8 protein-coding genes are annotated in these 7,460 nt (G+C 68.1%); 7 read left to right on the forward strand and 1 reads right to left on the reverse strand.

Annotation, left to right across the window (positions count from 1 at the left end; all coding sequences use genetic code 11):
* From VED21_RS14900 to VED21_RS14915, 4 genes are all read left to right on the forward strand, one after another.
* On the forward strand, positions 1-514 hold a 514-nt coding region (locus VED21_RS14900), incomplete at its 5' end, for an ABC transporter ATP-binding protein (protein ID WP_324883281.1).
* An 82-nt stretch (positions 515-596) separates the two neighbouring features.
* Complete coding sequence (locus VED21_RS14905; RefSeq protein WP_324883283.1) at positions 597-1,760, forward strand: ABC transporter substrate-binding protein; 1,164 nt, start codon at positions 597-599, stop codon at positions 1,758-1,760.
* A gap of 266 nt (positions 1,761-2,026) precedes the next feature.
* Positions 2,027-3,178 (forward strand): acyl-CoA dehydrogenase family protein, encoded by a 1,152-nt coding sequence (locus VED21_RS14910; protein WP_324883285.1) that lies wholly within the window; start codon positions 2,027-2,029, stop codon positions 3,176-3,178.
* A gap of 38 nt (positions 3,179-3,216) precedes the next feature.
* Positions 3,217-4,002 carry an SDR family NAD(P)-dependent oxidoreductase gene (locus VED21_RS14915; RefSeq protein ID WP_324883289.1) on the forward strand — a complete coding sequence of 262 codons (786 nt, stop codon included), beginning with the start codon at positions 3,217-3,219 and terminating at the stop codon, positions 4,000-4,002.
* Positions 4,003-4,099: 97 nt separating this feature from the next.
* Here VED21_RS14915 and VED21_RS14920 read toward each other — a convergent pair whose 3' ends face one another.
* On the reverse strand, positions 4,100-4,981 hold the full coding sequence (locus tag VED21_RS14920) for a LysR substrate-binding domain-containing protein (protein WP_324883291.1): 882 nt from the start codon (positions 4,979-4,981) through the stop codon (positions 4,100-4,102).
* Positions 4,982-5,097: 116 nt separating this feature from the next.
* On the opposite strand from VED21_RS14920, the gene VED21_RS14925 reads away from it, so the two are divergent.
* From VED21_RS14925 to VED21_RS14935, 3 genes are all read left to right on the forward strand, one after another.
* Entirely contained in the window at positions 5,098-6,552 is a 1,455-nt protein-coding gene (locus tag VED21_RS14925) for a form I ribulose bisphosphate carboxylase large subunit (protein WP_324883293.1), read from the forward strand.
* 20 nt (positions 6,553-6,572) lie between these two features.
* Positions 6,573-6,998 (forward strand): ribulose bisphosphate carboxylase small subunit, encoded by a 426-nt coding sequence (locus tag VED21_RS14930; RefSeq protein ID WP_324883295.1) that lies wholly within the window; start codon positions 6,573-6,575, stop codon positions 6,996-6,998.
* 122 nt (positions 6,999-7,120) lie between these two features.
* On the forward strand, positions 7,121-7,460 hold a 340-nt coding region (locus VED21_RS14935), incomplete at its 3' end, for an ATP-binding protein (RefSeq protein ID WP_324883296.1).

Raw genomic sequence — 7,460 nt, forward strand, 5'->3', positions numbered from 1 at the left:
CGTGGGCCGCAAGCCGTCGCGCATCGTGCAGGCGGGTCTGGTGCAGTGCCCGGAGGGGCGCAAGCTGTTCCCCGAGATGTCGGTCAGGAAGAACCTGCTGCTGGGCGCCTACGTGCACCGCGGCGACCCGAAGACGTCGCAACACATCCTGGAGCGCGTGTTCGAGATGTTCCCGGTGCTGCGGATGAAGAAGGACGATCCGGCGGGGTCGTTGAGCGGCGGGCAGCAGCAGATGGTGGCGATCGGGCGGGCGCTGATGGGGCGGCCGCGGGTGCTGCTGCTGGACGAGCCGTCGCTGGGGCTGGCGCCGCTGATCGTGAAGCAGGTGCTGGAGGCGGTGAAGGCGATCAACGAGGCGGGCACGACGGTGCTGCTGGCCGAGCAGAACGCCTACGCGGCGCTGCAGATCGCGCACCGCGCCTACGTCATGGAGAGCGGCAAGATCGTCATGGAGGGCGACCGCGACACGCTGCTCGGCGACGAACGCATCCGGAAGGCCTACATCGGCGCATAGCGGACCGAGCGAGTTCCCGACGACCGGGACGCTTCCCGGCGGCGGATCGAAGACAACGACAACGCAACTGGGGAGAAAACGCATGGCAGTCTGGAAGACCTTTGTCCGTCTGGTGGGCATGACGGCGCTGGGCGCGCTGGCGGCCGGCGGTGCCTGGGCGCAGGACAGCGTGACGATCGGCTACACCGGCCCGCTGAGCGGCGGTGCGGCGCTGTACGGCAAGAACACGCTGAGTGGGCTTGAGATCGCCGCCAAGGAGATCAACGAGGCCGGCGGCATTGAGGTCGGCGGCAAGAAGGTCACCCTCAACGTCGTGGCGCTGGACGACAAGTACTCGCCCAGCGAATCGGCGGTGAACGCGAAGCGGCTGAAGGCGCAGCACAACGCGCCGATCATCTTCGTCCCGCATTCGGGCGGCGCCTTCGCCCTGCAGGCCTTCAACGAGCAGGACAACTTCATCCTCGGCGCCTACACCAGCGTGCCGACGATCACCGAGCGCGGCAACAAGATGACGCTGCGCATCCCGCCGTCGTTCCTGGGCTACATCGATCCGTTCATCCGCACGGAAATGGAGCGCTTTGGCAAGAAGCTGGCCATGGCGGGCGCCGACCATGACTACGCCAAGGCGTGGAGCCAGGCCTTCGTGCCGGCGTGGAAGAAGGCCGGCGGCGAGGTGGTCTCCGAAAACCCGATGTCCTACAACAAGGACACCGACTTCTACAGCGGCGTCAGCAAGGTTCTTGCTTCCAACCCCAACGTAATGTTCGTGGGCGGTGCGTCGGAGCCGACGGCGCTGGTGGTGCGCACGGCGCGCGAGCTGGGCTTCCAGGGCGGCTTCGCCATCATGGACCAGGCCAAGATGGACGAGATGGCGCGCGTGCTCGACGGCTTCACGCTCCTGGAAGGCTCCATCGGCGTGATGCCGCTGGTGCACGACACCCGGCCGGGTGCCGAGGCGTTCGTCGCCAAGTACCGCAAGATGTTCAACAAGGACCCCGGCTCGGAGATTTCCTACAACTACTCGACCCTGAACGCGGTGGCGGAGGCCATGAAGCTGGCCGGCACGACGACCGACCCGAAGGCCATCTACGCCAAGCTGAACGAGGCCTACGGCAAGCTGTCGCCGGATCGCAACCCGTCGCGCATCAACGGCATCGACGAGAAGGGCGGGTCGAACGCCAAGATCGTCGTCGGCTATGTGGAAAAGGGCAAGATCATCCCGATCGAGGCCAGCGTCGGGCAGTGATGCGAGAACTGCGGTGGGGGACACGTGCCCCCACCCGGCTTCGCTTGCGCTCGCCACCACGGTCGTCCGCAAGTCGGGCGACCGCGTTCCGCCTTTCGCGGCCTTGCCGCGAATGCCTTCGGCACCGGCTCCACGCCCCCGCTTCGCAGGGGAGGGTTTTTCCGGAAAATTCCTCACAGCGGAATTGAATTTCAATTTTGTTGACGGACACCGCGGCGCGTGCCAAAAGCGTCCGGAAACCGGGATCACAGGGGAAGGAAACGGCCATGGCCCTCGACGCGGAGACCTTGCAGCAGCTTCTCGACACGGTGTCGCGCTTCGTGCGCGAGCGGCTGGTGCCGCTGGAGCACCAAGTGGCCGACGAGGACGCCATCCCGCCCGAGGTCATCGACGAGATGCGCGCCATGGGCCTGTTCGGCCTGTCCATCCCGGAGGAGTACGGTGGCCTGGGCCTGTCCATGGCGGAGGAGGTGCAGGTGGCCTTCGAGCTGGGCCAGACCTCGCCGGTCTTCCGCTCGATCATCGGCACCAACAACGGCATCGGCTCGCAGGGGCTGGTCATCGACGGCACCGAGGAGCAGAAGAGCAAGTACCTGCCGCGTCTGGCGACGGGCGAACTGATCGGCTCCTTCGCGCTGACCGAACCGGAGGCGGGCTCGGACGCCGGGAGCCTCCGCACCAGCGCCCGGCGCGACGGCGACCACTACGTGCTGAACGGCACCAAGCGCTTCATCACCAACGCGCCGGTGGCCGGGCTGTTCACCGTGTTCGCCCGCACCGATCCGGACAGCCGCGACGCGCGCGGCGTCTCCGCCTTCGTCGTCGAGGCCGGCACGCCGGGCATCACCATCGGCAAGCCCGACCGCAAGATGGGCCAGAAGGGCGCCCACACGGCTGATGTCATCTTCGAGGACTGCCGCGTGCCGGCCGCCGCCATCATCGGCGGCAAGGAAGGCCAGGGCTTCAAGACGGCCATGAAGGTGCTGGACCGCGGCCGCCTGCACATCTCCGCCGTCTGCGTCGGCATCGCCGAGCGGCTGATCCGCGATTCCCTCGCCTACGCCATGGAGCGCAAGCAGTTCGGCCAGCCCATCGCGGAGTTCCAGCTGATCCAGGCCATGCTGGCCGACAGCAAGGCCGAGGCCTACGCCGCCCGCTGCATGGTGGAGGAGACGGCGCGCCGCCGCGACGCCGGCCGCGACGTCGGAACCGAGGCCGCGTGCTGCAAGATGTTCGCGTCCGAGATGGTGGGCCGCGTCGCCGACCGCGCGGTGCAGATCCACGGCGGTGCGGGCTACATCGCCGACTACGGCGTCGAGCGCTTCTACCGCGACGTGCGCCTGTTCCGCATCTACGAGGGCACGACGCAGATCCAGCAGGTCGTCATCGCCCGCAACATGATCCGCGAAGCGCGCTGAGCGCCGGTTTCGTACAAAAATAAGGGGGAGGACCGGACATGCGCTTCAAGGATCGGGTGGCGATCGTCACCGGGGCGGCCAGCGGGATCGGCCGCGCCACCGCCAAGCGGCTGGCCGAGGAAGGCGCCACCGTGGCGCTGGTGGACCGCAACGCCGGGGCGCTGGACGAAACGGCGGCCGGCCTGCCGGCGGACGCGCGCTTCGCCCTCTACCCGCTGGACATCACCGAGGAGGCGGCGGTCGAGCGCTGCGTTGCCGACGTGCTGGCCCGCTTCGGCCGCATCGACGTGCTGTGCAACAACGCCGGCATCGCGTCCGGCAGCTACGCCCTGGCGACCGAGCAGGAGGCGGCGGACTGGCAGCGCATCATGGCCGTCAACCTCTATGGCGCGGTGTACTTCACCAAATACGCCGCGCGCGCCATGCAGGCGGCGGGGCGCGGCGCCATCGTCAACACGGCGTCGGTGGCGGGCATCCGCTCGGGCGCCGGCGGCAACGCCTACAGCGCGTCGAAGGCCGGGCTGATCAGCTTCACCCAGACGTCGGCCTGCGACCTTGGCCAGTGGAACATCCGCGTCAACGCCGTGTGCCCCGGCCTGATCGAGACGGGCATGACGCAGCGCGTGTTCGACAGCGCCCGCGCCGCCGGCAAGGAGGACAAGCTGGGCAGCCGCTGCGAGCTGCGCCGCTACGGCCGGCCGGAGGAGGTCGCCGCCGCCATCGCCTTCCTGGCCAGCGACGACGCCAGCTACATCACCGGGCAGGCGCTTCCGGTGGACGGCGGCAACACGGCGTCCCTCAACCTGCCGGGCATGAAGGTGTGAGCGTGCACGACGTTGGGTTTTCGCTACGCTCAACCCAACCTACCGTTCAGCCGTAGGTTGGGTTGAGGCCAAAGCCGAAAACCCCAACATCCCCGCCTCACCCCGACAAATGCCCGATCAGCGCCCCGGCGGCCAGCGACAGCCGCCGGCCGGCCGGCCACACCAGGTACCAGTGGCGCAGCAGCGGGAAGCCCTCCACCGCCAGCTCCGTCAGCCCGACGCTGGTGGCCAGAGCGTGGCGGGAGACGACGGCCAGCCCCAGACCGCCCAGCACCGCCTGCTTGATCGCCTCGGTGCTGCCCAGTTCCATGCGGATGTGCGGGCGCAGGCCGTGTTCGGCCAGCAAGCGTTCCACCGCGATGCGGGTGCCGGAGCCCTTCTCGCGCATCAGCAGCGGGTGCTCCAGCACTTCCGCCAACGATACCGACGTCCCGGGGGGCCGGCCGGCCAGCGGGTGGCCGTCGGGCGCCACCACCACCAGCGGGTTTTCCAGGAACGCCGCGCTCTCCACTGGCATGTCGTCGGGCGGCTGGCCGAAGACGTAGAGGTCGTCGTCGCCGCGGCGCAGCCGCTCCAGCACCTCCTCGCGGTTGGCCACCACCAGTTCCACGTCGATGCCGGGATAGGCGGCGCAGAAGGGGCCCAACAGGCGCGGCAGAAAGTATTCCGCCGTGGTCACGCCGGCCAGCCGCAGGCGGCCGCGCTTCAGCCCCTTCAGGTCGTCCACCACCTGTTCGAAGCGGGCGACGCTGTCGGACACCTCGCGGGCCAGCACGCGCAGCGCCTCCCCGGCCTCCGTCAGGCGCACCTTGCGGCCGCTGGTATCGAACAGCGGCAGGCCGACCTCGTCCGCGATCTTCTTCATCTGGATGGAGAGGGCGGGCTGCGTCAGGAACAGCTCCTCCGCCGCGCGGCTGAAGCTGCCGTGCCGGGCGATCACCTCGAACGCGCGGAGCTGGCGGAAGGTCAGCTGCCTCATGAACACCGCATTCCATAAATCCGAACTTATGGATCCTATTTTATAATTAAATTTCTCTTTATGTCCAGCCCGCGCCATAGTCCCGGCACACCAACAGCCAACACCGGGAGGAAACGATGGACGGCGATGCGGGCGGGAAGCGGAGCGGGCGCTGGTCGGCCGGCGTAATGGAATACCGCAAGATGGGCTATTGGCAGCCCGACTACGAACCCAAGGACACGGACCTTCTCTGCTGCTTCCGCATCACGCCGCAGGACGGCGTCGATCCGATCGAGGCGGCGGCGGCGGTGGCCGGCGAGTCCTCCACGGCCACCTGGACCGTGTGCTGGACCGACCGGCTGACCAGCTTCGAGAACTACCAGGCCAAGGCCTACCGGGTGGACCCGGTGCCGGGCTCGACGGACAGCTGGTTCGCCTTCATCGCCTACGACATCGATTTGTTCGAGGAGGGCTCGATCACCAACGTCGCCGCCTCGATCATCGGCAACGTGTTCGGCTTCAAGCCGCTGAAGGCCCTGCGACTGGAGGACATGCGCTTCCCGCTGGCCTACGTGAAGACGTTCCAGGGTCCCGCCACCGGCATCGTGGTGGAGCGCGAGCGGCTGGACAAGTTCGGCCGGCCGCTGCTGGGCGCCACCATCAAGCCGAAGCTGGGCCTCTCGGGGCGCAACTACGGCCGCGTCGTGTACGAGGGGCTGAAGGGCGGCCTGGACTTCACCAAGGACGACGAGAACATCAACGACCAGTCCTTCATGCGCTGGCGCGACCGCTGGCTCTACGTCATGGAGGCGGTGAACCGCGCCGAGGCGATGACCGGCGAGGTGAAGGGCCACTACCTGAACGTCACCGCCGGCGACATGGAGGCGATGTACGAACGCGCCGAGCTGGCCAAGGAGCTGGGCAGCGTCGTCATCATGATCGACCTGGTGGCCGGCTACACCGCCATGCAGTCGATGGCCAAGTGGTGCCGGCGCAACAACATGGTGCTGCACCTGCACCGCGCCGGGCACAGCACCTACACCCGCCAGAAGAACCACGGCATCAACTTCCGCGTCATCACCAAATGGTCGCGCCTGATCGGCGTCGACCACATCCACACCGGCACGGTGATCGGCAAGCTGGAGGGCGACCCGCACACCACGCGCAGCTACCTGGACAACTGCCGCGAATCTTTCGTGCCCACCAATTTGCAGAACGGCGTCTTCTTCGACCAGGACTGGGGCAGCCTGCGCAAGACCCTGCCGGTGGCGTCCGGCGGCATCCACGCCGGGCAGATGCACCAGCTGCTCGACATCTTCGGCGACGACGTGGTGCTGCAGTTCGGCGGCGGCACCATCGGCCACCCGCACGGCATCGCCGCCGGGGCCACCGCCAACCGAGTGGCGCTGGAGGCCATGGTGTTCGCCCGCAACGCCGGCCGCGACATCCTGACGGAGGGGCCGGAGATCCTGGCCGAGGCCGCCAAGGGCTGCGCGCCGCTGGCCGCCGCGCTGGACACCTGGAAGGACGTCACCTTCACCTACGCCTCCACCGACACGCCGGACTTCGTGCCGACCGCCAGCGTCGCCTGATCAGCAAGGAGACCCGAACCATGATGCGACTGACGCAGGGCACGTTTTCCTTCCTGCCCGACCTCGCCGACGACCAGATCGAATCGCAGGTGCGCTACGCGCTGTCCAACGACTGGCCGATCAACATCGAGTACACGGACGACCCGCACCCGCGGAACACCTATTGGGAAATGTGGGGCCTGCCCATGTTCGACCAGCGCGACTCCGCCCAGGTGATGGTGGGGCTGGACGAGTGCCGCAAGACCTACCCCAACCACTACATCCGCATCACAGCCTACGACCGAAGCCCCGGCCGGCAGTCCGTCGCCCTGTCCTTCATCGCCCAGCGCCCGAAGGACGAGCCGGGCTTCCGCCTGGAACGCCAGGTCAGCGGCGACCGTCGCCTGTCCTACCAGACGCACAGCTACGCCACCGACCGCCCGGCCGGTGAACGGTACGGCGCGTAGAAGCTCCGTAGGTTGGTGCCAAGCGCAGCGCGGCCCAACATTCCTTTCCACGGCGACGGGTTGTTGGGCCGCGCCTTCGGCTTGGCACCAACCTACGACTCAACGCAGCAGAACATCGGACCATGGACACCCTGCCCGAACACGCCCCCATCGACCTTGCCCCCATCGATCTTGTTGGCGCGCACCGCGACGCCGGCATCCAGGAGATGCTGGACCAGCTGGACCGCGAGCTGGTCGGCCTCGCCCCGGTGAAGACACGCATCCGCGAGATCGCCGCCCTGCTGCTGGTCGACGAGGTGCGGCGCAAGGCGGGCCTGAGCGGCGGCAAGCCCAGCCTGCACATGTGCTTCACCGGGCCGCCCGGCACCGGCAAGACCACCGTCGCCCAGCGCATGGGCGAGATCCTGCACCGCCTGGGCCACGTCCGCAAAGGGCACCTCGTCACCGTCACCCGCGACGACC

This window comes from Azospirillum sp. (assembly GCF_035627195.1).
Taxonomy (GTDB): Bacteria; Pseudomonadota; Alphaproteobacteria; order Azospirillales; family Azospirillaceae; genus Azospirillum.

Coding starts and splice junctions, on each gene's coding strand:
- VED21_RS14910 (WP_324883285.1), top strand. CDS start 2,027: ATGGCCCTCGACGCGGAGACCTTGCAGCAGCTTCTCGACACGGTGTCG.
- VED21_RS14925 (WP_324883293.1), top strand. CDS start 5,098: ATGGACGGCGATGCGGGCGGGAAGCGGAGCGGGCGCTGGTCGGCCGGC.
- VED21_RS14905 (WP_324883283.1), top strand. CDS start 597: ATGGCAGTCTGGAAGACCTTTGTCCGTCTGGTGGGCATGACGGCGCTG.
- VED21_RS14920 (WP_324883291.1), bottom strand. CDS start 4,981: ATGAGGCAGCTGACCTTCCGCCAGCTCCGCGCGTTCGAGGTGATCGCC.
- VED21_RS14930 (WP_324883295.1), top strand. CDS start 6,573: ATGATGCGACTGACGCAGGGCACGTTTTCCTTCCTGCCCGACCTCGCC.
- VED21_RS14915 (WP_324883289.1), top strand. CDS start 3,217: ATGCGCTTCAAGGATCGGGTGGCGATCGTCACCGGGGCGGCCAGCGGG.